Raw genomic sequence first — 23,426 nt, 5'->3', positions numbered from 1 at the left:
CTAGTCCTGTTTGGACGTTAAGGCTAATTACTGGACTCTATGGTTAAGTCCAACGTTGCGAACTCGGCTATCATGCGCCGGTTTTCGTGACAGGCTTTGCTTCAACGCAAGTCTGGGCATCGCGCAGTGGTTGAATGTCTCGCCATCTGCCCAGGAGTAAGAATGAACACCCTCTTTATGCATTGCCGGCCGGGCTTCGAAGGCGAAGTCTGTTCCGAGATAGCCGAACACGCTGCACGTCTGAACGTGGCCGGTTATGCCAAGGCCAAAACCGCCAGTGCCTGCGCCGAGTTTATCTGCACTGAAGAAGACGGCGCCGAGCGCCTGATGCGTGGCCAACGTTTCGCCGACCTGATCTTCCCGCGCCAATGGGCGCGCGGGATCTTCATCGATCTGCCGGAAACCGATCGCATCAGTGTGATCCTCGCGCACATGGCGGACTTTCCGCTGTGCGGCAGCCTGTGGCTGGAAATGGTCGATACCAATGATGGCAAGGAGCTGTCGAACTTCTGCAAGAAGTTTGAAGGTCACCTGCGCAAGGCGCTGATGGCCGCCGGCAAACTGGTGGAAGATGCGCACAAACCGCGTCTGCTGCTGACCTTCAAGAGCGGTCGCGAAGTGTTCATGGGCCTGGCCGAGTCGAATAACTCGGCGATGTGGCCGATGGGCATTCCACGCCTGAAGTTCCCGCGTGAGGCGCCAAGCCGCTCGACGCTGAAACTGGAAGAGGCCTGGCATCACTTCATCCCGCGTGATCAGTGGGATGAGCGTCTGCACAGTGACATGACCGGCGTAGACTTGGGCGCTGCACCCGGCGGCTGGACCTGGCAACTGGTCAATCGGGGCATGCTGGTGACGGCCATCGACAACGGCCCGATGGCTGAAAGCCTGATGGACACCGGTTTGGTGCAACACTTGATGGCGGACGGTTTTACCTTCAAGCCCCGGCAGCCGGTGGACTGGATGGTCTGCGACATCGTCGAAAAGCCAGCGCGTAACGCCGCGATGCTGGAAGAGTGGATTGGCGAGGGCCATTGCCGAGAAGCGGTGGTCAACCTCAAACTGCCGATGAAACAGCGTTACGCCGAAGTGAAACGATTGCTGGAACGCATCGCCGACGGCTTCAAGGAGCGCGGCATCCGGGTCGAGATTGGCTGCAAGCAGCTGTATCACGACCGTGAAGAAGTGACCTGCCACCTGCGCCGGCTCGACGTAAAAAAACCGAAATCCCGCTGATTGACGCGACCCCCTGTAGGAGCGAGCCTGCTCGCGATGGGGTCATCACATTCAGCATCTGTGCTGGCTGATCGATTGCAATCGTCGGAACGCCGCCCGGAGCAAGCGCGCTCCCACAGGTACGGTGTCCACCACAGATGACGTTAAACCCGGCAATGCGCGACAATGCCGGCCAGTTTCAGGAGTTAATCATGAGTGAAATGCTTGATACGCCGGTAGACGGCACCCTCGACGCCACCGGCCTCAACTGCCCGGAACCGGTCATGATGCTGCACCAGCACATCCGTGACCTGGTGCCCGGCGGCCTGCTCAAGGTGATCGCGACCGACCCGTCGACCCGTCGCGACATTCCCAAGTTCTGCGTGTTTCTTGACCACGAACTGGTGGCGCAGCACGAAGAGGCGGGCACCTACCTGTACTGGATTCGCAAGAAGCTCGCTTAACCCGCCGAATGACTGATGCGGATCCGTTTGCGTGCACTGCGTGCCAGGCGGATCGACAGCATCAGCGCCGCGCAGCTCAAGCCCACGATCAAACCTTGCCACAGCCCGCTCGGGCCGCTTGGCGCGCCGAACCAATCGGTCATGCCCAGCGCGTAACCCACCGGCAAACCAATCCCCCAGTAAGCGAACAGCGTCAGGATCATCGTCACTCGTGTGTCCTGGTAACCGCGCAATGCGCCGGCTGCCGTCACCTGAATGGCATCGGAAAACTGGAACAGCGCCGAGTACACGATCAGCATCGCGGCCACTTGAATCACCGTCGGGTCAGCCGTGTAGATCGCTGCAATCGGCTCACGCAGCATCAGCATCAAGCTCGCGGAAAGGCAGGCATAAGCCAGCGCCGTGCCCATGCCGACACCTGCGGCGAAACGTGCCTCGCGTGGCTCCTGACGACCGAGGGCCTGGCCGACCCGCACGGTCACTGCCATGCCGAGGGAGTAAGGGATCATGAACACCAGCGAACTGAAGTTCAGGGCAATCTGGTGCCCGGCTACCACCGTGGCGCCGAGGCTGCCGATCAGCAGCGCGATCACCGCAAAGATGCTCGACTCGGCGAACACCGCGATGCCGATCGGCAGGCCAATGCCCAGCAAGCGTTTGATCACCGACCATTGTGGCCAGTCAAAACGGCTGAACAACTGACTCGACTGATAAGCCGGCGCCCAGCGTTCCCAGCCGGCCATGCCCAAAGCCATCACCCACATCACAATCGCCGTGGCCCAGCCGCAGCCGACACCGCCCATGGCGGGTACGCCGAAGTGGCCATAGATGAAGATGTAATTCAGTGGAATGTTCAGCGCCAGCCCACACAGGCCAAGCACCATCGCCGGGCGCGTACGGCCCAGGCCATCACTGAAACAGCGCAACACATGGTAGAGGGCGACGGCGGGCAAACCGCTGGCGATGCCGTGCAGGTACTGCATGCACGGGCCGATCAATTCGGGATCAACCTTCATGAAGTGCAGGATCGGCTCGGCGCTAAACAGCATGAAGGTTGCCAGCAAACCTACCACCAGGGCCAGCCAAAGGGCCTGACGCACAATCGGGCCGATTTCACTGTGAGTACCGGCGCCAAAACGCTGGGCGACTTTTGGCGTGGTGGCCAGCAAGGTGCCGGTCATCAGCAGAAACACCGGCACCCAGATTGAGTTGCCCAGCGCGACCGCCGCCAGATCGCGAGGCCCGACCCGGCCCGCCATCACCGCATCGACGAAGCCCATGGCGGTGGTGGCCAGTTGCGCGATCATGATCGGCAGCGCCAGGGTGAGCAGGTTTTTCAGCTCAAGGCGAACCCGGGCCGGGCGGGTGAGGGCGGTAGCGGCAGGGCGGTCAGTCACGGAATTCAAAGGCGAAACGTCCAAAGGTGTTAATGCGCAAGGCGACGCATTCTACGCGCTGACGCAGTGGTCAGGAAAAGTCCTGTGTTAGGGATTTGTAATCAACAATCCAATGTCACGCCAGGCACCATTGTGGCGAGGGGGCTTGGTGGTGTTAATGCTCACTGGCTCACTATAGGCATCTGCGCCTACACTGCCGATCCCCCAAAGGAGCCTGCCATGCTGATTGTTGCCGACGAAAATATCCCGCTGCTCGATGCCTTCTTCTCAGGTTTCGGTGAAATCCGCCGGGTATCGGGACGTTCCATCGATCGCGCCACCGTCGAACACGCCGATGTGCTGCTGGTCCGCTCAGTGACCAACGTCAATCGTGCCTTGCTCGAAGGCAGCAACGTGCGTTTTGTCGGCACTTGCACCATCGGCACTGATCACCTGGACCTGGATTACTTTCAACAAAATGGAATCAGCTGGTCCAGCGCACCCGGCTGCAATGCCCGGGGCGTTGTCGATTACGTGCTCGGCAGCCTGCTGACCCTGGCTGAAATCGAAGGCGCCGACCTGACTCAACGCACGTATGGCGTGGTCGGTGCTGGCCAAGTCGGCGGTCGTCTCGTCAAGGCCCTGCAAGGCCTTGGCTGGAAAGTACTGGTGTGCGATCCGCCCCGGCAAGCAGCTGAAGGCGGTGATTTTGTCAGCCTCGAACAGATCATTGAGCAATGCGACGTTATCAGTCTGCACACCCCTTTAAAGAAGCACGGCGCGCAGTCGACCTGGCATCTGCTCGATAAAAAACGCTTGAACCAGCTCAAGCCTGGCACGTGGCTGATCAATGCCAGTCGTGGCCCGGTGGTCGATAACGCCGCCCTGCGTCAGGTGCTGCTTGAGCGCGAAGACCTGCAAGCGGTGCTCGACGTGTGGGAAGGCGAACCTGAGGTCGACGTGGCGCTGGCTGAGTTGTGTGTGCTGGCGACACCGCACATTGCCGGGTACAGCCTTGAAGGGAGACAGCGCGGGACGGCGCAAATTTATCAGGCGTATTGCGATTTTCTCGGGCACCCGGCCGACATCAGCCTCAGTGATTTATTGCCGGCGCCGTGGTTGTCGCACGTGACTCTGCATGCGCAGACTGATCCGGCGTGGGCGTTGGCCATGTTGTGCCGTGGCGTGTACGACCCGCGCCGTGACGATGCGGATTTTCGGCGCAGCCTGGTAGGCAATGTGAATGAGCAGCGTGCGGCGTTTGATGCGCTGCGCAAGCATTATCCGCAGCGGCGAGAGATTGATGGGTTGCAGGTGCGGATTGAGGGGGAGTCGGCTCAGTTGCAGAGGATTGTGGCGGCGCTGGGGGCTTCGGCTGTATAGAGAGCGAGTCGGCCCCAATCGCTGGCAAGCCAGGCTCCTACAGGTTTTGAGCGACTCAAAACCTGTAGGAGCCTGGCTTGCCAGCGATGGCCTCACCGCAATTTCCGGTTAAGCACCCATAAAAAACCCGGCCAACGGGGGCCGGGTCAAGAAGACGGTGGCTATATCACTTTTGTTCGGCAGGCTGGACCAATCGCTGTTCCAATTCGCGGCAAGCGCACTGGATCATATCTTCAGTGATCGGTACTTCACGCCCATCGGCATCGATAATCGAGCAACCCAGAGACTGGTCGGGCTGTGTGCGGATCACTTGAATCTTGTCTACGCTGCTGTTTTGCAAGGACATGGCCTGTCTCCTCATCAGGTTGTGTGCCTACTTTACAACCGCCAGGTGACCGGGCTATGACAACTCCCTGCGATCTTTCCCAGGCGGTAACGTCAGTCCACCAGAAATTTAAAAACCTTGCTACCCGGACTTTAGACCAATAGCGTCTAGAGACTAGTCGTCGCGGTCATAATTAACCTGACTCATTGTGATTTACAGGGTTTTGCGTCTGACAGTGTAGGCTGGCCCTTTCATTGGCATACCTGGATAACTGCGATGCTCTCTGCCCGTCACCGCCGCGCGATCCGCCTGACCCTGCGCTTTCTTGCGCCCTATCGCTGGCAAGCCTTTGGCGCCTTGCTCGCGTTGATTGTCACCGCCGGCATTACCTTGTCGATGGGGCAGGGCATTCGCCTGCTGGTAGATCAGGGGTTCATGACCCAGTCACCGCACTTGCTCAATCAGTCCATCGGCTTGTTCATGGTGCTGGTGGTGGGACTGGCGATTGGCACCTTCGCGCGTTTTTATCTGGTGTCGTGGATCGGCGAACGCGTGGTCGCGGACATCCGCCGACAAGTGTTCAACCACCTTGTCTACCTGCATCCGGGCTTCTACGAAAACAATCGCAGCTCCGAGATCCAGTCGCGGCTGACCGCCGATACAACGTTGCTGCAATCGGTGATCGGCTCTTCGTTGTCGCTGTTTTTGCGCAATTTGCTGATGGTCATCGGGGGGATTGTGTTGCTGTTTATCACCAATCCCAAACTCACCAGCATCGTGGTCGTCGCCTTGCCGTTGGTCATCGCTCCGATCCTGATTTTCGGCCGCCGGGTGCGCAACCTGTCGCGTCTCAGTCAAGACCGGATCGCTGATATCGGCAGCTACGTCTCCGAAACCCTCAGTCAGATCAAGACCGTGCAGGCCTACAACCATCAGGTTCAGGATGAGCAGCGTTTTGCCGTGACGGTGGAAGAAGCGTTCAACACTGCGCGTAAACGCATCTTCCAGCGCGCCTGGCTGATTACGCTGGTGATCGTGCTGGTGCTGGGCGCGGTGGGCGTCATGCTGTGGGTCGGCGGCATGGATGTGATTGCCGGGCGGATCTCGGCGGGTGAACTGGCGGCGTTTGTCTTCTACAGCCTGATCGTCGGCAGCGCCTTCGGCACCTTGAGCGAAGTGATCGGCGAGTTGCAGCGCGCAGCGGGCGCGGCCGAGCGGATTGCCGAATTGCTGCGTTCGGAAAACATCATCCAGTCGCCGACCACCGGTCTGGTGACCTTGCCGGAGCGGGTGAAGGGCGATCTGGTTCTGCAAGACGTACGTTTTTTCTACCCCTCGCGGCCGGAAAGCTTCGCCGTCAATGGCTTGAGTCTGACCATTAATGCGGGTGAAACCCTCGCGCTGGTGGGGCCCTCCGGGGCCGGAAAATCCACGGTGTATGACCTGCTGCTGCGCTTTTATGATCCGGCCGCCGGACAGATTCTGCTGGATGGCGTGCCGCTGACTCACCTTGATCCGCTCGATCTGCGCCGCTGCTTCGCATTGGTCTCGCAAAACCCGGCGCTGTTTTTCGGCAGCATCGAAGAGAACATCCGCTACGGCAACCCGAGCGCCACCTTGGCCCAGGTTCAGGAAGCGGCAAAAATCGCCTACGCCCACGACTTCATCGAGCAAATGCCCAACGGTTACCAGACGCATCTGGGCGACGGTGGCCTCGGTCTATCCGGCGGTCAGCGTCAACGCCTGGCCATCGCCCGGGCGTTGTTGGTGGACGCGCCGATCCTGTTGCTCGACGAAGCCACCAGCGCCCTCGATGCTCAAAGCGAACACTTGATCCAGCAGGCCCTGCCAAGCCTGATGAAAAACCGCACCACGCTGGTCATCGCCCACCGTTTGGCCACCGTGAAAAACGCTGACCGGATAGCGGTGATGGATCAGGGGAAGTTGGTGGCGGTGGGGACGCATCAAGCGTTGATTGCGAGCAATGCATTGTATGCAAGGCTGGCGGCGTTGCAGTTTAGTGATGGGCATGAGGCTGCGTGAATGATCACTGCTGAATACGTGCGTATTCGGGCATTATGTCGACCTCAGTTGCGAGTCTGGTAAGGATATGAGTCGTTATCAACCACCCTTGACCCTGACCACCAGAATGCTGGCATTGGTCGCTGAAATCAGTGAGCTAATTGGTCAGCTTACGGCTGTGGATGAGCAACCGCAGACGCCTCAGTTGCGCCGTGGTAATCGAATTCGTACGATTCAGGCTTCTTTGGCGATCGAGAACAACACGCTTAGTATTGAGCAGGTGACTGCTGTTCTGGCGGGGCGACGGGTACTTGGCTTGCCGCGAGAAATCCAGGAAGTGCGTAACGCATTTGCGGCTTATGAAGCCATGCCGCAGTGGCAGTCAAGCAGCCGGTCCGACCTGCTTCGGGCGCATAAGTTGGTAATGTGCGGATTGATTGACGACTGCGGGCAGATTCGCCGAGCCGGTGTGGGCATTTACCGTGGCGAGAAGTTGGTCCACATGGCGCCGCCGCCGAGTCGCGTTTCCCACTTGTTGGACGATTTGCTGGCATGGCTTGGCGAATCGGATTGGCATCCATTGATCGTCAGCTGCGTGTTCCACTACGAGTTCGAGTTTATCCATCCCTTCGCGGACGGGAATGGGCGGATGGGGCGACTCTGGCAAACCTTGATACTCAGCCAGTGGCGACCGGTATTGGCTTATTTGCCCGTCGAGGCAGTAATACGAGAGCAGCAGGACGCCTATTACGCCGCATTGTCGGCAGCTGATCAGTTGGCTGAATCGACGCCTTTGTCGAGTTCATGTTGCAAGCGCTGATTCTTGCGCTTGAGGAAGCAGCCTTGGCTGAGTCAGTAACCGACCCAGTAACCGACCCAGTAACCGACCCAGTAGGGAAGTTGCTTTCTGCGCTACATGTTAAGGGTCCGCTTAAAATCAGCGCCTTAATGGCGGAGGTCGGTTTGGCTCATAAGGCGACCTTTCGCGCAAACTATCTCAGGCCCGCATTGACTGCCGACTTAATTGAAATGACCAACCCAGAGTCGCCAAGCAGTCCGGCTCAAAAATATCGTCTGACTCAGCATGGCAAACAAACTGCCGCCCAGCTCAAATCGACGTAGATGTTCCGGACTCGAATAAAAAATGCCCACATCAACCGATGCGGGCATTTTTTAGTGCTTCAACATCCGATCACTGATCGTCAAAATACCGCTCATGCCAATCCACCAGAGGCTGTGGCGAGTTGAGCTTCTGGCCGTAAATCACCGAATACGACAGCACGTTCTGCACATATTGACGGGTTTCGTCGAACGGGATGCTTTCCACCCAGACGTCGAAGCTCAGATGGTCTGCGCCGCGCAGCCACTGGCGCACGCGGCCGGGGCCGGCGTTGTAGGCAGCGGAGGCGAGGACGCGGTTGCCGTTGAACTGGGCGTGGACCTGGCTCAGGTACGCGGCGCCAAGCTGAATGTTTTTATCCGGGTCCAGCACTTGCTGCGGCGAGGCCAGCGGGATGCTGAACTTGCGTGCGGTTTCCTTGGCGGTGGCGGGCATCAGTTGCATCAGGCCACTGGCGCCGACGCCAGAACGGGCGTCAGCCATGAAGGCGCTTTCCTGGCGAGTGATGGCGAACACCCAGCTTGGATGCAGGCCGCGGATTTTGGCTTCACGGACCATCGGTTCGCGGTAGGCCATCGGGAAGCGGATGTCCAGATCGTCCCAGTACTGTGCCTGGCTGATAGTGCGGATCGCCGGGAAATACCATTTCAGGTCATAGGCCAGTTTTGCCTGGGCAACCATTTCGTCACGGCTGAAGTGTCGGCTGACGTGATACCACTCGCGGCGACCATCGACGATCTGCCCGCGAGCGTGGAATTCCAGGGCGCGGCGAACGCCCGGTGTGTTGCGCACTTTGTTGATCAGCGCCTGGCTTAACACCAGCGGTTTATTGACCAGCGAATACGGGGATTGCGAGCGATCAGCGGCGAGGAAACCATAGAAGTCACGCTCGCGAGCGAGGTTTTTATAAAGTGCTTGCACTTCCGTGCTCTGCGGCTGGGCCAGTTCAAGGCTGCGTGCCTGCCAGTAGCGCCAGCGATTGGTGGTCGCCAGGTCCTGCGGCACGCGCCGGGTCAACTGATTGGCATCGTCCCAACGGCCCAGGCGCAACAACAACCGCAGACGCCATTCGGACACGGTGTTGTCGCGCAGTTCCGGGTCGTACTTGATCATCACGTCCAGTGCGCGGCTGTCGAAACGTCGTGCGAGGGTCAGTCCTATTTCCCGGGCGATCGCCACTTTTTCATCGCGGGAGAAGTGCATGCTGCTGGCATAACCGTCGAGGAGGGCCATGGCCTTGTCCGGGTCTTGTTTGGCCAGGCGGCGCAGGCCGAGGCTGACCACGTCGGACATCGGTTCGTCAGCCGGGGTGAAGCGCGAAGGCTGGTTGAGCAGTTCGGGTTTTTGCGCCACATCAATCAGCAGCCGACCGCGCGGGGCGAGGGTGGTCAGACCGTTAACGAGGCTGTTTGCCAGCGGATAATTGCGAGCCTGGGCGGCGAGTTTGGTGCGTTCCCAACGTTTTTGCTCGGTCAGTTGACCTTCGGCAGCCCATAGTCCGAACAGCGCGTCGCAAGCTTCCGGTTGGGATTTGCCAGTCAGCCACAGTTTGTTGGCGTTGGCATAACCCTCGGCCTTCTGATTGTGGGTGATCTGGTACTGCGCATTCAGGCAGTCCAGTTCGGTGAAGTTGAGCTTGGGGTCGTAATACTTGACGAAGGTCGCCCAGTCGCCACGCTCTGCCAGCCACCGCAGCCAACGCAATTTCATCCAGTTGGCTTGCGGCAGGTCACCGTGTTCGGCGAGGAATTTCTCGATTTCGGCATTGCTGGCGGTTTTCAGGCGAGCAGTCAACTCGTCATAGGCCAGGTACGGCTCCAACGGGTAATCACTGAGGGCCTGGCTGTAACGAAAATAAGGACCGGAATCGCCCTTGGCCAAGGCACGCTTGGCTTCATCGTAATACTGGCGTTGGGTGGACAGGTCCACTGCCTGGGCTGACTGAAAGGCAGTGGCAGAAAGAAGCAGACAAGATAAAAGACTGAAAAGGCGACTGCGCATGAGACATCCGGGCAGAGAAATCATGACAAGTGCGGGCAATGCCCGCACTGAATAATCTGTAGCTTAGCCTTTTGCCAGCAACGGGCGAAAGCTTTGCGGGCCCGTCGGCATAAGTTCGCAACATTTGTTATGCAGAGTGCTTCGAGAGTGAAATTGCCGGCCTTCTGAAGCCTCAAGTCAGGTAGAATGCGCGCCCGGTTTTTGGAGAAGCTCATGACCCTGCTCAAATTCAGCGATGTGTCCCTTGCTTTCGGCGCTATGCCGTTGTTGGACAAGGTGTCCTGGCAGATCGCCCGTGGTGAGCGGGTGTGCATCATCGGCCGTAATGGCACTGGCAAGTCCAGCATGATGAAGCTCGTCAAGGGCGACCAGAAGCCCGATGAGGGCTCCGTTTGGCGCGCACCCGGCCTCAAGATTGGCGAATTGCCGCAAGAATTGCCGGTAGCCGACGAGCGGACCGTATTCGACGTGGTTGCCGAAGGCCTGGACGGTGTGGGCGAGCTGCTCGCGCAGTATCACCACCTGAGCCAGAACATCGTCACCGACGCCGACCTGGACAAGCTGATGCACGTCCAGCACGACCTCGAAGCCCGCGATGGCTGGCGTTTGCAGCAATTGGTCGACAGCACGCTGAGCCGTCTGCAGTTGCCCGCCGACAAGACCCTCGCCGAATTGTCCGGCGGCTGGCGTCGTCGCGTCCTGCTGGCTCAGGCGCTGGTTTCCGAACCGGACCTGCTGCTGCTCGACGAACCGACCAACCACCTGGACATCGGTGCAATCGCCTGGCTCGAAGAAGCGCTGAAGGATTTCCAGGGCGCCGTGCTGTTCATCACGCACGACCGTTCATTCCTGCAAAACCTCGCGACCCGCATCCTCGAACTGGATCGCGGCGGCCTGATCGACTGGAACGGCGACTACGCCAGTTTCCTCGTGCACAAAGAAGCGTCGCTGGCGGCTGAAGAAACCGCCAATGCGCTGTTCGACAAGAAGCTGGCCCAGGAAGAAGTCTGGATCCGCCAGGGCATCAAGGCGCGTCGCACCCGTAACGAAGGCCGTGTTCGCGCACTGAAAGCGTTGCGCGTAGAGCGTAGCGAGCGTCGCGAGCGCACCGGCAAGGCCAACATTCAGCTGGACACCGCAGACAAGTCCGGCAAGCAGGTAATGGTCCTCGAGAATGTGAGCTTTGCTCACCCGGGCGGCCCGTTCCTGATCAAGGATTTCTCCATGGTCCTGACGCGCGGCGACCGCATCGGTCTGCTCGGCGCCAACGGTACCGGCAAGACCACACTGCTGAAGCTGATGCTCAGCGGTCTGCAGCCAACCAGCGGCACAGTGGAAGAGGGGACGCGCATCGACGTGGCCTACTTCGACCAATTGCGCCATCAGCTGGACCTGGAAAAAACCGTCATCGACAACGTCGCCGAAGGTCGCGACTTCATCGATATCGATGGGCAGAGCCGTCACGTGCTGAGCTACCTCGGCGACTTCCTGTTCAGTCCGCAGCGTGCCCGAACACCGGTCAAGGCGCTGTCCGGTGGTGAGCGTGCCCGTCTGTTGCTGGCCAAACTGTTCAGCAAGCCGGCGAACCTGCTGGTCCTCGACGAACCGACCAACGACCTCGACGTTGAAACCCTCGAGCTGCTGGAAGAGGTGCTGCTGACCTTCAACGGCACCGTGCTGATGGTCAGTCACGACCGGGCGTTCCTCGACAACGTGGTCACCAGCACCTTGGTCTTTGAAGGTGAAGGCAAGGTTCGTGAATACGTCGGTGGTTATCAGGACTGGTTGCGTCAGGGCGGCTCGCCGCGCCTGCTGGGCGTGACCGAGAGCAAGTCCGGTAAAGCCGACCTGACCTCCGCAGTTGTGACAGCTGAAGCTGCGCCTGTCGTTGCGGCTGTTGAAGCGCCAGTGGCAAAGAAGAAGCTCAGCTACAAGTTGCAGCGTGAGCTGGAAATGTTGCCGGGCCAGATCGAAGCCATGGAACAGCAGATTGCTGCGGTTGAAGCGCAAATGGCTGATGCCGGTTTCTATCAGCGACCTGCTGCCGAGTCGGCTGCTGTGATTACTCAGTTGGAGCAGTTGCAGGCTGAGCTCGACGTGATGGTCGAGCGTTGGGCCGAACTGGATGCCTGATTGATCCAGTAACAAAAAAAGCCCGGCGTCCAGAGATGGGCGCCGGGCTTTTCGTATGGAATGCAATCTACTGGTCGCTGTAGATCTCCTGTAGGAGCCGAGCTTGCTCGCGATGAGGCCCTGTCAGTCAATATCTATGGGACTGACAGGCCGCCATCGCGAGCAAGCTCGGCTCCCACAGGTTCCGTGTTTCAGCGTTTTATGAGGTGCACCGCGAGCACGTCGCAAGGCGCGCCGTGCAGTACGTCATTGGCGGTCGAGCCCAGCAGCAATGCCAGGCCGTGTCGACCATGGCTGCCCACCACGATCAGGTCGCAAGTCTGTTCCTTGGCCAGGTGATGAATCTCCTGGCGCGGCTGGCCGTAGGTGAGGTGACTGTATTCCTTGGTGAATTCCGGATATTTCACGATCAGCCGGTCCAGTCGCTCCTTGGCCTGATCGAACTGCTGTTGTTGCAGTTGTGACAGGTCCATGGGGACGTCGCCGCCAAAGGCCATGGCCATTGGCTCGACAATGTGCACCAGGGACAACTTCGCCCCGTTGCTCACCGACAACTCGCGAGCGCGGTGGATTACAGGGTCGCACTCTTCGGTTAGATCTACAGCGACCAGGATATGGTTGTAGGGCATGAGGTGCTCCTCCTGAGGATTGCAATATTGGTAAGTATGGCTGGTTTCAAGCGCATTGGTTTCAAAGTGACCCAAAGCGCCCATCAAGAATCGGGAGTACAGATATGACGGTCTGGATAGTGGTGTCAATCCTGCTGGTGGTGCTGAGCCCGCTGGTATGGTTGCGGCCGTCTCGTGGTCAGAGCGGGCGAATGGCCCTGCGCATGGAGGCGCGACGTATCGGCCTGGCCATGCAGTTGGCGCCTCAAGAGTGGCCGCATTGGCTGAGTCAGGAGCCGCCGAGCCCTTGCGCGCAGTACCATCGGCCGCGCCGTGGCAATCAGCCTGCGTGCTGGAGTTACTGGCAAAAATCGCCGGGTGTATGGGTGAATCAGTGGCAGGAGGTTTGCGAGGATCGATCGCTACTCAATCATTTCGAAAAGTTGCCAGCCAACGTCTACAAGGTCGAGGCGGACAAGCAGATGATCACCCTGTATTGGGGCGAGAAGGGCGAGGCTTCGGTTTTGCAAGACATTGACTCGGTGCTGAAAGCGCTGGCGTAAGCCGAGGATATTTCGCGCTGCAATGGCACGTAATGGCGCAGACAGACAATAAAAAGCCCGACATCATCATCGGGCTGGGGTTGGCCAGGCAGGCCGGTAATTCGCTGTAGGGCTGTTCTTACGCAGGGCATTCGCCAAACGCGTTCATATTTTTTCTTCGGGTTCGTGCCAGCGTAGCTTGTTAAACGCGGGCTGCAGCGAATTAGGGCGAATTTTCTAACTATTGATTCTATGAATGAACTTGCATCCATTCGTGTGTTGTAGATCTTCGCAGTACGGAAGTGACCGCAAAGTCGCGTTTCAACCCGTATTTTGGGCGATTGACAATTGTCGGAAATTCCGTGAAGGTGGCGTACCCAAATCAAACGGGCGTATGAATTGAGCGTTTGTATTTCAGACCGCTCCTACAGAATCCCGACTATCGCGTTGGCGGGTGTGCCGGGTGGATTGGCGTAGCATTGACGTTTAACGTCCTGCCGAGCCATTCGCCTGCGTCCGACGTGTACTGTTCAGCTTCCATATCGTGGAGATCAGTTGATGATTTACGAAGGTAAAGCCATCACGGTTAAGGCTCTTGAAAGTGGCATCGTCGAATTGAAATTCGACCTCAAGGGTGAGTCCGTCAACAAGTTCAACCGTCTAACCCTGAACGAACTGCGTCAGGCTGTTGACACCATCAAGGCAGATGCTTCGATCAAGGGCGTGATCGTCAGCAGTGGCAAGGACGTGTTCATCGTCGGCGCCGACATCACCGAATTTGTCGAAAACTTCAAGCTGCCTGATGCCGAGCTCGTTGCTGGCAATCTGGAAGCCAACAAGATTTTCAGCGATTTCGAAGACCTCAACGTCCCGACTGTCGCGGCAATCAACGGCATCGCCCTGGGTGGTGGTCTGGAAATGTGCCTGGCAGCGGACTACCGCGTCATGTCCACCAATGCCAAGATTGGTCTGCCGGAAGTCAAACTGGGCATCTACCCAGGCTTCGGCGGTACTGTGCGTCTGCCGCGTCTCATCGGTGCCGACAATGCCATCGAGTGGATTGCCGCCGGCAAGGAAAATCGTCCTGAAGACGCGCTGAAAGTCGGCGCAGTGGACGCAGTGGTTGCTCCTGAAAAGCTGCAAGAAGCAGCTCTGGAGCTGATCAAGCGCGCCATTTCCGGCGAATTTGATTACAAGGCCAAGCGTCAACCGAAGCTGGAAAAGCTGAAGCTGAATGCCATCGAGCAAATGATGGCTTTCGAAACCGCCAAAGGTTTCGTGGCCGGTCAAGCTGGCCCGAACTACCCGGCGCCGGTTGAAGCGATCAAGGCCATCCAGAAAGCCGCGAACTTCGGTCGCGACAAAGCGCTGGAAGTCGAAGCTGCAGGTTTCGTCAAACTGGCCAAGACCTCTGCCGCGCAGAGCTTGATCGGTCTGTTCCTGAACGATCAGGAACTGAAGAAAAAGGCCAAGGCCTACGACGAAATCGCTAAAGACGTGAAGCAGGCTGCCGTATTGGGCGCCGGCATCATGGGTGGCGGTATCGCTTATCAGTCGGCCTCCAAAGGTACGCCGATCCTGATGAAGGACATCAACGAGCACGGCATCGAGCAAGGCCTGGCTGAAGCCGCCAAGCTGCTGGTCGGTCGCGTTGATAAAGGTCGTATGACCGCCGCGAAAATGGCTGAAGTGCTCAACGGCATTCGTCCGACCCTCTCCTACGGTGATTTCGGTCACGTGGATCTGGTGGTTGAAGCAGTCGTCGAGAACCCTAAGGTCAAGCAAGCCGTGCTGGCAGAAGTGGAAGACAAGGTCAAAGAGGACACCATCCTCGCGTCCAACACCTCGACCATTTCCATCACCTTGCTGGCCAAAGCCCTCAAGCGCCCGGAAAACTTCGTCGGCATGCACTTCTTCAACCCGGTGCACATGATGCCGCTGGTTGAAGTGATTCGTGGCGAGAAGTCCAGCGATGTGGCCGTTGCTACCACCGTTGCCTACGCCAAGAAAATGGGCAAGAACCCGATCGTCGTCAACGACTGCCCGGGCTTCCTGGTCAACCGCGTTCTGTTCCCGTACTTCGGCGGTTTCGCCAAGCTGGTCAGCGCCGGTGTGGACTTTGTCCGTATCGACAAGATCATGGAAAAATTCGGCTGGCCAATGGGCCCGGCATACCTGATGGACGTGGTCGGCATCGACACCGGTCACCACGGTCGTGACGTCATGGCTGAAGGCTTCCCGGACCGCATGAAAGACGACCGTCGTTCGGCTGTCGACGTGCTCTACGAAGCCAAGCGCCTGGGCCAGAAAAATGGCAAGGGCTTCTACGCCTACGAGACCGACAAGCGCGGCAAGCAGAAAAAAGTCGTCGATCCTTCGGTACTGGAAGTGCTCAAGCCGATCGTTTACGAGCAGCGTGAAGTCACTGACGAAGACATCATCAACTGGATGATGATCCCGCTGTGCCTGGAAACCGTGCGTTGCCTGGAAGACGGCATTGTTGAAACCGCTGCCGAAGCCGACATGGGTCTGGTCTACGGTATTGGTTTCCCTCCATTCCGTGGCGGTGCACTGCGCTACATCGATTCGATCGGTGTTGCCGAGTTCGTTGCCCTGGCTGACCAGTACGCTGATTTGGGCGCGCTGTACCACCCGACCGCGAAGCTGCGCGAAATGGCCAAAAACGGCCAGAGCTTCTTCGGTTAAGCGCCCCCAACTAGAGTGAGAGTGAACTTATGAGCTTGAATCCTAGAGACGTCGTGATTGTCGACTTCGGTCGTACTCCGATGGGCCGCTCCAAGGGCGGCATGCACCGCAACACCCGCGCCGAAGATATGTCGGCGCACCTGATCAGCAAATTGCTGGAACGCAACGTCAAGGTCGACCCGAGCGAAGTCGAAGATGTGATCTGGGGCTGTGTAAACCAGACCCTGGAGCAGGGCTGGAACATCGCCCGCATGGCGTCCCTGATGACTCAGATCCCGCACACGGCTGCCGGTCAGACCGTCAGCCGCCTGTGTGGGTCGTCGATGAGCGCATTGCACACTGCTGCGCAAGCGATCATGACCGGCAACGGTGACGTGTTCGTCGTCGGCGGCGTCGAGCACATGGGCCACGTGAGCATGATGCACGGTGTCGATCCGAACCCGCACATGTCCCTGTACGCGGCGAAAGCCTCGGGCATGATGGGCTTGACCGCTGAAATGCTGGGCAAAATGCACGGCATCACTCGCGAACAACAGGACGCTTTCGGCGTGCGCTCCCACCAGCTCGCTCATAAAGCGACGCTGGAGGGCAAGTTCAAAGACGAAATCATCCCGATGCAGGGCTACGATGAGAATGGTTTCCTGAAACTGTTCGACTACGACGAGACCATTCGTCCGGAAACCACCCTGGAAAGCCTGGCGGCTTTGAAGCCGGCTTTTAATCCGAAGGGCGGCACCGTGACAGCCGGTACCTCGTCGCAGATCACTGACGGTGCTTCGTGCATGATCGTGATGTCGGCGCAGCGTGCACAGGACCTGGGCATCCAGCCTATGGCGGTGATTCGTTCGATGGCAGTGGCAGGTGTGGATCCGGCAATCATGGGCTATGGTCCAGTACCGGCTACACAAAAAGCACTGAAGCGCGCGGGCCTTGGTATTAACGATATCGACTTCTTTGAGCTCAACGAAGCTTTCGCCGCACAGGCCCTGCCAGTGCTGAAAGATCTGAAAGTGCTCGACAAGATGAACGAGAAGGTTAACCTGCACGGCGGCGCGATCGCCCTGGGTCACCCATTCGGTTGCTCCGGTGCACGTATCTCCGGCACGCTGTTGAACGTGATGAAGCAAAATGGCGGCACCTTCGGGGTGGCTACCATGTGCATTGGTCTCGGCCAAGGCATCTCCACCGTCTTCGAACGCGTTTAAGCGTTCCGTTGACGGAAGCCGGGGCCAAGTGCCCCGGTTTTTGTTTTTCTGAATTTATTTTTGTTTTTATTTTGAAAAGATTTGAGTGAGGGCCAAAGCATGCCGATACAACCTGGGCTCTACGAACATTACAAAGGTCCGCAGTACCGCGTATTCGCTGTTGCGCGGCATTCGGAAACCGAAGAGGAAGTGGTCTTCTACCAAGCCCTGTATGGCGATTACGGCTTTTGGGTGCGCCCCTTGAGCATGTTCCTGGAGTCGGTCGAGGTTGACGGCGAACAGGTGCCACGCTTTGCTTTGGTGCAAGCCGAACCGAGCCTTTTTTCCAAGGCTTAAGCTGAGTGCGCGCAAAACCCTGCGCTTGACCTCACCTTGTAGCCACTATATATAGCGGTGCCGCGTCAGGCGCCAACCGCCTTTCACTTCTAGAATTCAGGAATTTTCTGATCCATGGGCAAATCGCTGGTCATTGTGGAATCCCCGGCTAAGGCCAAGACCATCAACAAGTATCTGGGTAACCAATACGTGGTGAAGTCGAGTATCGGCCATATCCGAGACCTGCCCACCAGCGGTTCGGCTAGCGCCAGCAAAGAGCCAGCCGCCAAGCGCGGCAAGGCCGCCGCGGGTGAAGGTCCGGTGCTCACGCCGAAGGAGAAAGCGCGCAAGCAGCTGGTCTCGCGCATGGGCGTCGATCCCGATCATGGCTGGAAAGCCAAGTACGAGATCCTCCCGGGTAAGGAAAAAGTCATCGAGGAGCTGCGCCGGCTCGCCAAAGATGCTGACACCATCTATCTCGCAACCGACTTGGATCGCGAGGGGGAAGCCATTGCCTGGCACCTGCGCGAAGCCATCGGTGGTGACGACAGCCGCTACAAGCGCGTGGTGTTCAACGAAATCACCAAGAAGGCGATTCAGGAAGCTTTCTCCAAGCCGGGCGAGCTGGACATCGACCGTGTAAACGCCCAACAGGCGCGTCGTTTCCTCGACCGCGTTGTGGGTTACATGGTTTCACCGCTGCTGTGGGCCAAGATCGCCCGGGGTCTGTCCGCCGGTCGCGTGCAGTCGGTGGCGGTAAAACTGGTGGTTGAGCGCGAACGTGAAATCCGCGCTTTCAACCCGGAAGAATACTGGGAAGTCCACGCTGACCTCGGTACCGCCAAGGGCGCGACTGTGCGCTTTGACGTGGCTCGCGAGAAAGGCGAAGCCTTCAAGCCGCTCAACGAAACCCAGGCCATGGCCGCGCTGGAAAAGCTCAAGGCTTCCAGCTACAGCATCGTCAAGCGTGAAGACAAGCCGACCAGCAGCAAGCCGTCGGCCCCATTCATCACCTCCACGTTGCAACAGGCTGCGAGCAATCGCCTGGGCTTCGGCGTGAAGAAAACCATGATGATGGCCCAGCGTCTGTACGAGGCCGGCTACATCACTTACATGCGTACTGACTCCACCAACCTCTCGGCCGATGCCGTGACGATGGCGCGTACTTATATTGAAGGCGAATTCGGCAAGAAGTACCTGCCGGAAACCCCGAACGTCTACAGCAGCAAGGAAGGCGCACAAGAGGCTCACGAAGCGATTCGTCCCTCCGACGCCAACACCGAGCCAAGCAAGCTGTCGGGTATGGAGCGTGATGCAGAGCGGCTCTACGAGCTGATCTGGCGCCAGTTCCTCGCTTGCCAGATGCTGCCGGCGCAATACCTGTCGACCACCGTCACCGTCGGCGCTGGCGATTTCGAGCTGCGCGCCAAGGGCCGCATCCTCAAGTTCGACGGTTATACCCGCGTCATGCCGCAAATTGCCAAGCCGGGCGACGACGATGTGTTGCCGGACATGGCTCAGGGCGATGCGATGAAGCTGATCAAGCTTGATCCGACCCAGCACTTCACCAAACCGCCTGCGCGCTACTCGGAAGCGAGCCTGGTTAAAGAAATGGAAAAACGCGGCATCGGTCGTCCTTCGACCTACGCGGCGATCATTTCGACCATCCAGGATCGCGGCTACGTTGCGCTGCACAACCGTCGTTTCTATTCGGAAAAGATGGGTGACATCGTCACCGAGCGTCTGTCCGAGAGCTTCTCCAACCTCATGGACTACGGCTTCACCGCCGGCATGGAAGAGAACCTCGATGACGTAGCCCAAGGCGAGCGCGACTGGAAAAACGTGCTGGACGAGTTCTACGGTGACTTCAAGAAGAAACTCGAAGTCGCCGAAAGTGCAGAAAATGGCATGCGCGCCAACCAGCCGGTCATGACCGACATTCCGTGCCTGACCTGCGGCCGTCCGATGCAGATTCGTACGGCCTCGACGGGCGTGTTCCTCGGCTGTTCGGGCTATAGCCTGCCGCCGAAAGAGCGCTGCAAGGCCACCGTCAATCTGGTGCCGGGTGATGAAATCGCCGCGGACGACGAAGGTGAGTCCGAGTCGCTGGTTCTGCGTGGCAAGCACCGCTGCCCGATTTGCAGCACGGCGATGGACGCTTACCTGCTCGACGAGAAGCGCAAGCTGCACATCTGCGGTAACAACCCGGATTGCTCTGGCTACGAAATCGAAGAGGGAACCTATCGCATCAAAGGCTATGAAGGTCCCAGCCTGGAATGTGACAAGTGCGGCAGCGAGATGCAGCTCAAGACCGGCCGTTTCGGCAAGTTCTTCGGTTGCACCAACGCGACGTGCAAGAACACCCGCAAGCTGCTGAAGAGCGGTGACGCAGCGCCGCCGAAAATGGACCCGGTGAAGATGCCTGAGCTGAAATGCGAAAAGGTCAACGACACCTACATCCTGCGCGACGGTGCTTCTGGCCTGTTCCTGGCGGCCAGCCAATTCCCGAAAAACCGCGAGACCCGTGCTCCGCTGGTCATGGAAATTGTGCCGCACAAGGATGAGATCGATCCGAAGTACCACTTCCTCTGCGAAGCGCCGAAGAAAGATCCGGACGGTCTCCCTGCGGTGATCCGTTATAGCCGCAAGACCAAAGAGCAGTATGTGCAGACAGAAGTCGACGGTAAGCCGACTGGCTGGAAGGCGTACTACGACGGCGGCAAGTGGAAGGTTGAAGACAAGCGCCCTGCAGCCAAAGCTTAAAGCGCTGTACACAAAAGGCCGCATGACAACCCTCGGGTTTTCATGCGGCCTTTTTGTTTTGTGCTTGCGGGAGGTGGAGGTGATCCACGACACTGTCCGACCTGTGTGAAGCAATTATTTCGTTGTGGAGGCTGCCGTCATGGCCCACGAACTCTATACCCGTACCAATCAGAAGATTTATTTCGCCGGTCTGTCGCTGGAGGCGCTCGCCAGGGCCGAAGAGGGGCGGGCAATGAACTCTCTGGCGCTGATCCAGGCGGGTCGCGAATCGGCGTTGTTTCACCTGTACGGTGCCCTACTGGGGTTGTGTCATGAAATCGCCGGGTTCTATCGGCTACCGCAGGCCAATGCACCTCGGGTTGAGTTGTTGCTGACTCGTGAAGCCCTCGAAGCCATCGCGATTCCTGAAATGGCTGAGATGGTCGAGCTCGCGCAAAACCCTGAAACCTGGCTGGCCAAGCTGTTGGCGGCCCATGCGGCGCTGTTTCATCCACCCCGCATCCCGCACAAACCTAAAGGCGACGTGACACAGCCGCTGATCCTTGCCGTTAACCTGGATGACGAGGAAGCGCCTGCAGAGTTAAGTCGGGAAGAGTTGGAAAGCTGGCGCCAGAACCTCAAGGGGCTGGCGATCCGGTTTCGCGAAGGGTTGAACGAGTGCTGAAGGATTAAGCGGTAGGGCGGATGCCCCGACGGGGTGTCCGATCAGGGATGAGTGCAAAAAGATATTTACTTGCCATGACATCTGGTCAAGTTGCCGAGCGAAGCCTGACCGATGCCTATATAATCCCCGCCTTTCGTGGAGAACAAACCTTTATGCCAACGTCCTTTCTAGAAATTGTCGAGTTACCAGACGGCCGTATCGAGCTACGCAGGGCCGAGGACGAGGGTTCTCTGGTTACTTTGGATTTCTCCGAGGATGCCAAAGCGTTCCTGCAAGGTCAGTACGTGGAAGTCGCCAAGGCGATGTTGAGCGTCGGCGTTCAGATGGCAGGACGCCTGGTTGAAGGCGAATTTGATAACGATCAGGGTTCTCGCGTCCTTCACTGATCCCGCCCATCGGTTTATGGGAATCGCTACAGGCCGGCTTCTCTATCCTTGGAGAAGCCCTGCGCAGTTCAATGCGCGCATTGTTACTCAGTTAGCCCAATCGAATATTCAAGCTCTGTGCGTCCCCGGTTCGGGCGGCGCTGATCAGCTGTTGCCGTGAAGTCGTGTTCAATGGGTTCAGCCAGCTGACCACCGTGTGGCTGCGGCCCAGGCGCAAGGCTTCGCAAGTCAACTGTTGGGCGCTCTGAGTGCCGCGAGGTTGCAGCAGCAAAATGCGTTCGCGGTTAAGGCCGGCGTCCCGTAGCCAGGTTTGGGTCAAGCTCGCGGGTGGAGCAATCAATGTCAGCCAGCGTGCGTCCTGGTCCTGACTCAGCTCTCTGAGAATCGGTGCCAGAAGGTTCAGGCAGTTCCCGGCTGCACCTCGTAGCGACAGCTCACTGAAGACTTCGGGCTCGGCGCTCCACGGCGACTCGACCACGTCTTTCAGAATCGGCGCCAGGGGTTGCGCCATGAACGCCTCGAACAGCGGCAGTTGGGCTTGCTGTGATGTGTGTGGGAACTGCATAAAGCCTCCTTTAGCGGCGAATCACGCCGACGCTCAAGCCTTCAATCACCAGTTCCTGATCTTTCAGGTTAACTTCGATAGGGGCAAATTCAGGGTTTTCGGCAATCAACCAGACCTTGCTGCCATCACGCTTGAAGCGCTTGACCGTCACTTCGTCGCCGATTCGCGCGACCACGATCTGGCCGTTACGGGCTTCACGCGTGGTGTGCACGGCCAGAAGGTCTCCGTCGAAAATACCGACGTCCTTCATGCTCATGCCATGAACACGCAGTAAATAGTCGGCGCGCGGATGGAAGAAAGCAGGGTTGATGTTGCAGGACTCTTCGATGTGCTGTTGGGCCAGAATTGGAGCACCCGCCGCCACTCGGCCAATGATCGGCAGGGTGGACTCGTCGGCCTTGGCTTCGAAGCCTGGAATACGAATACCGCGGGAAGCGCCCGGGGTCATCTCGATGGCGCCTTTGCGGGCCAGCGCCTTCAGGTGTTCTTCTGCCGCGTTGGGCGACTTGAAACCCAGTTCCTGAGCGATTTCCGCGCGGGTCGGCGGGTAGCCGTTGTCTTCGAGGCAGCGTTTGATGAAGGCCAGAATCTCTGCTTGGCGTGGCGTCAGCTTTAGCATTTTGATCGCTCTGTCTTTTTATACAGTGACTGGGATTATATACAGTGAAAACTTCTTGGCAATGCCCCTTTTTTTGCAGGCCGCCGGACGGTCGATCTGTCTGCCGCTTGAAGCTTTGTCGTTGTGTGGTTAAATAGCTGACCGACCATTCCCAAAACAAACGGCCAAGCTTGACAATACACAGGCTGAAACGTATGTTTCAAACAAGTGTTTGTCAGGCGGAGTAGTCATGGCCCAGTCGGAAACCGTTGAACGCATTCTCGATGCTGCCGAGCAGTTGTTCGCGGAAAAAGGTTTCGCTGAAACCTCGTTGCGTCTGATCACCAGCAAGGCCGGTGTGAATCTGGCGGCGGTGAACTATCACTTCGGCTCCAAGAAGGCATTGATTCAAGCCGTCTTTTCGCGCTTTCTCGGGCCTTTCTGCATTAGCCTCGATAAAGAGCTGGAGCGGCGTCAGGCCAAGCCTGAAAACAAGCCGACACTTGAAGAGCTGCTGGAAATCCTCGTCGAGCAAGCCCTTGTCGTGCAGCCGCGTAGTGGCAACGACCTTTCCATCTTTATGCGTCTGCTGGGTCTGGCGTTCAGTCAGAGCCAGGGCCACTTGCGTCGTTATCTGGAAGACATGTACGGCAAAGTGTTCCGCCGGTACATGATGCTGGTCAACGAAGCCGCGCCACGTATCCCTCCGATCGAGTTGTTCTGGCGCGTGCACTTCATGCTGGGTGCTGCGGCGTTCAGCATGTCGGGGATCAAGGCCCTGCGCGCGATTGCCGAGACCGATTTCGGCGTCAACACCTCCATTGAGCAGGTGATGCGCTTGATGGTGCCGTTCCTGGCCGCGGGCATGCGTGCTGAAACCGGCGTGACCGACACGACCATGGCCACCGCGCAGCTGCGTCCACGTAGCAAGTCCGCCTCGGCTGCCGCCAAGGTTTAACCGCGCACGGGTGGGCGCGGCTGCTGACATCCGCTAAGCTAGCCGCCCATGCCGACTCTCGTTCTGAACCCGTCCCC

The 23,426-nt window shown here is 58.4% G+C and carries 19 protein-coding genes and 1 pseudogene; 14 read left to right on the top strand and 6 right to left on the bottom strand.

Annotated features, from left to right (window positions below):
* Nucleotides 1-162: 162 nt before the first annotated feature.
* Both rlmM and tusA read left to right on the top strand, forming a co-directional pair.
* Complete coding sequence (gene rlmM, locus ACA048_RS19480) at nt 163-1,236, top strand: 23S rRNA (cytidine(2498)-2'-O)-methyltransferase RlmM (protein ID WP_223511694.1); 1,074 nt, start codon at nt 163-165, stop codon at nt 1,234-1,236.
* Between the two features lie 191 nt (nt 1,237-1,427).
* Nucleotides 1,428-1,679: a sulfurtransferase TusA gene (gene tusA / locus ACA048_RS19475; RefSeq protein ID WP_007945068.1), complete on the top strand. Its 252-nt coding sequence runs from the start codon at nt 1,428-1,430 to the stop codon at nt 1,677-1,679.
* On the opposite strand, the gene ACA048_RS19470 is transcribed toward tusA, so the two are convergent.
* Complete coding sequence (locus tag ACA048_RS19470; protein ID WP_497625858.1) at nt 1,676-3,085, bottom strand: MATE family efflux transporter; 1,410 nt, start codon at nt 3,083-3,085, stop codon at nt 1,676-1,678. The genes tusA and ACA048_RS19470 overlap by 4 nt on opposite strands.
* Nucleotides 3,086-3,295: 210 nt before the next feature.
* Here ACA048_RS19470 and pdxB point away from each other — a divergent pair, with 210 nt between their 5' ends.
* On the top strand, nt 3,296-4,438 hold the full coding sequence (pdxB, locus tag ACA048_RS19465) for a 4-phosphoerythronate dehydrogenase PdxB (protein WP_497625857.1): 1,143 nt from the start codon (nt 3,296-3,298) through the stop codon (nt 4,436-4,438).
* Nucleotides 4,439-4,604: 166 nt separating this feature from the next.
* On the opposite strand, the gene ACA048_RS19460 is transcribed toward pdxB, so the two are convergent.
* Complete coding sequence (locus ACA048_RS19460) at nt 4,605-4,784, bottom strand: PA1571 family protein (RefSeq protein WP_497625856.1); 180 nt, start codon at nt 4,782-4,784, stop codon at nt 4,605-4,607.
* Nucleotides 4,785-5,030: 246 nt separating this feature from the next.
* Here ACA048_RS19460 and ACA048_RS19455 point away from each other — a divergent pair, with 246 nt between their 5' ends.
* Together ACA048_RS19455 and ACA048_RS19450 are read left to right on the top strand one after the other, a co-directional pair.
* A complete protein-coding gene (locus tag ACA048_RS19455) occupies nt 5,031-6,806 on the top strand; it encodes an ABC transporter transmembrane domain-containing protein (RefSeq protein ID WP_497629902.1) in 1,776 nt (591 codons plus the stop codon).
* Nucleotides 6,807-6,873: 67 nt separating this feature from the next.
* Nucleotides 6,874-7,907, top strand: a pseudogene (locus tag ACA048_RS19450) (Fic family protein).
* Between the two features lie 70 nt (nt 7,908-7,977).
* Here ACA048_RS19450 and ACA048_RS19445 read toward each other — a convergent pair.
* Nucleotides 7,978-9,906: a transglycosylase SLT domain-containing protein gene (locus ACA048_RS19445; RefSeq protein ID WP_497625855.1), complete on the bottom strand. Its 1,929-nt coding sequence runs from the start codon at nt 9,904-9,906 to the stop codon at nt 7,978-7,980.
* 213 nt (nt 9,907-10,119) lie between these two features.
* Here ACA048_RS19445 and ACA048_RS19440 point away from each other — a divergent pair, with 213 nt between their 5' ends.
* Complete coding sequence (locus ACA048_RS19440) at nt 10,120-12,039, top strand: ATP-binding cassette domain-containing protein (protein ID WP_497625853.1); 1,920 nt, start codon at nt 10,120-10,122, stop codon at nt 12,037-12,039.
* A gap of 191 nt (nt 12,040-12,230) precedes the next feature.
* Here the strand turns inward: ACA048_RS19440 and ACA048_RS19435 are convergent, their stop codons facing one another.
* Nucleotides 12,231-12,668, bottom strand: coding sequence for a universal stress protein (locus ACA048_RS19435; protein WP_497625852.1), 438 nt, complete (start codon nt 12,666-12,668; stop codon nt 12,231-12,233).
* 104 nt (nt 12,669-12,772) lie between these two features.
* Here ACA048_RS19435 and ACA048_RS19430 point away from each other — a divergent pair, with 104 nt between their 5' ends.
* The 7 genes from ACA048_RS19430 to ACA048_RS19400 all read left to right on the top strand — a co-directional run bounded on the left by ACA048_RS19430 (nt 12,773) and on the right by ACA048_RS19400 (nt 21,228).
* The gene (locus ACA048_RS19430) at nt 12,773-13,210 is read left to right on the top strand and encodes a hypothetical protein (protein WP_497625851.1); all 438 of its coding nucleotides are present in this window, start codon (nt 12,773-12,775) and stop codon (nt 13,208-13,210) included.
* A 537-nt stretch (nt 13,211-13,747) separates the two neighbouring features.
* Complete coding sequence (gene fadB / locus ACA048_RS19425) at nt 13,748-15,895, top strand: fatty acid oxidation complex subunit alpha FadB (RefSeq protein WP_497625850.1); 2,148 nt, start codon at nt 13,748-13,750, stop codon at nt 15,893-15,895.
* Between the two features lie 29 nt (nt 15,896-15,924).
* Nucleotides 15,925-17,100 carry an acetyl-CoA C-acyltransferase FadA gene (gene fadA, locus ACA048_RS19420; RefSeq protein ID WP_008007076.1) on the top strand — a complete coding sequence of 392 codons (1,176 nt, stop codon included), beginning with the start codon at nt 15,925-15,927 and terminating at the stop codon, nt 17,098-17,100.
* 99 nt (nt 17,101-17,199) lie between these two features.
* Nucleotides 17,200-17,436 (top strand): DUF1653 domain-containing protein, encoded by a 237-nt coding sequence (locus tag ACA048_RS19415; protein ID WP_497625849.1) that lies wholly within the window; start codon nt 17,200-17,202, stop codon nt 17,434-17,436.
* Between the two features lie 114 nt (nt 17,437-17,550).
* Nucleotides 17,551-20,178: a type I DNA topoisomerase gene (gene topA, locus ACA048_RS19410; protein ID WP_497625848.1), complete on the top strand. Its 2,628-nt coding sequence runs from the start codon at nt 17,551-17,553 to the stop codon at nt 20,176-20,178.
* A gap of 139 nt (nt 20,179-20,317) precedes the next feature.
* Nucleotides 20,318-20,842, top strand: coding sequence for a DUF6586 family protein (locus ACA048_RS19405; RefSeq protein WP_497625847.1), 525 nt, complete (start codon nt 20,318-20,320; stop codon nt 20,840-20,842).
* Nucleotides 20,843-20,994: 152 nt separating this feature from the next.
* The gene (locus ACA048_RS19400; RefSeq protein WP_497629901.1) at nt 20,995-21,228 is read left to right on the top strand and encodes a hypothetical protein; all 234 of its coding nucleotides are present in this window, start codon (nt 20,995-20,997) and stop codon (nt 21,226-21,228) included.
* 91 nt (nt 21,229-21,319) lie between these two features.
* Here the strand turns inward: ACA048_RS19400 and sulA are convergent, their stop codons facing one another.
* Together sulA and lexA are read right to left on the bottom strand one after the other, a co-directional pair.
* A complete protein-coding gene (gene sulA / locus ACA048_RS19395; RefSeq protein ID WP_497625846.1) occupies nt 21,320-21,793 on the bottom strand; it encodes an SOS-induced cell division inhibitor SulA in 474 nt (157 codons plus the stop codon).
* 10 nt (nt 21,794-21,803) lie between these two features.
* Nucleotides 21,804-22,412, bottom strand: a complete 609-nt coding sequence (lexA, locus tag ACA048_RS19390) for a transcriptional repressor LexA (RefSeq protein ID WP_007944149.1) — start codon at nt 22,410-22,412, stop codon at nt 21,804-21,806.
* A gap of 229 nt (nt 22,413-22,641) precedes the next feature.
* Between lexA and ACA048_RS19385 the strand changes: the two genes are divergently transcribed.
* Nucleotides 22,642-23,349, top strand: coding sequence for a TetR/AcrR family transcriptional regulator (locus tag ACA048_RS19385; RefSeq protein ID WP_489333371.1), 708 nt, complete (start codon nt 22,642-22,644; stop codon nt 23,347-23,349).
* Nucleotides 23,350-23,426 lie beyond the last annotated feature (77 nt).

It is taken from the genome of Pseudomonas sp. LBUM1659 (genome assembly GCF_059716045.1).
Note: the sequence above shows the minus strand (reverse complement) of the source record. Positions and strands in the feature narration are given on the sequence as shown.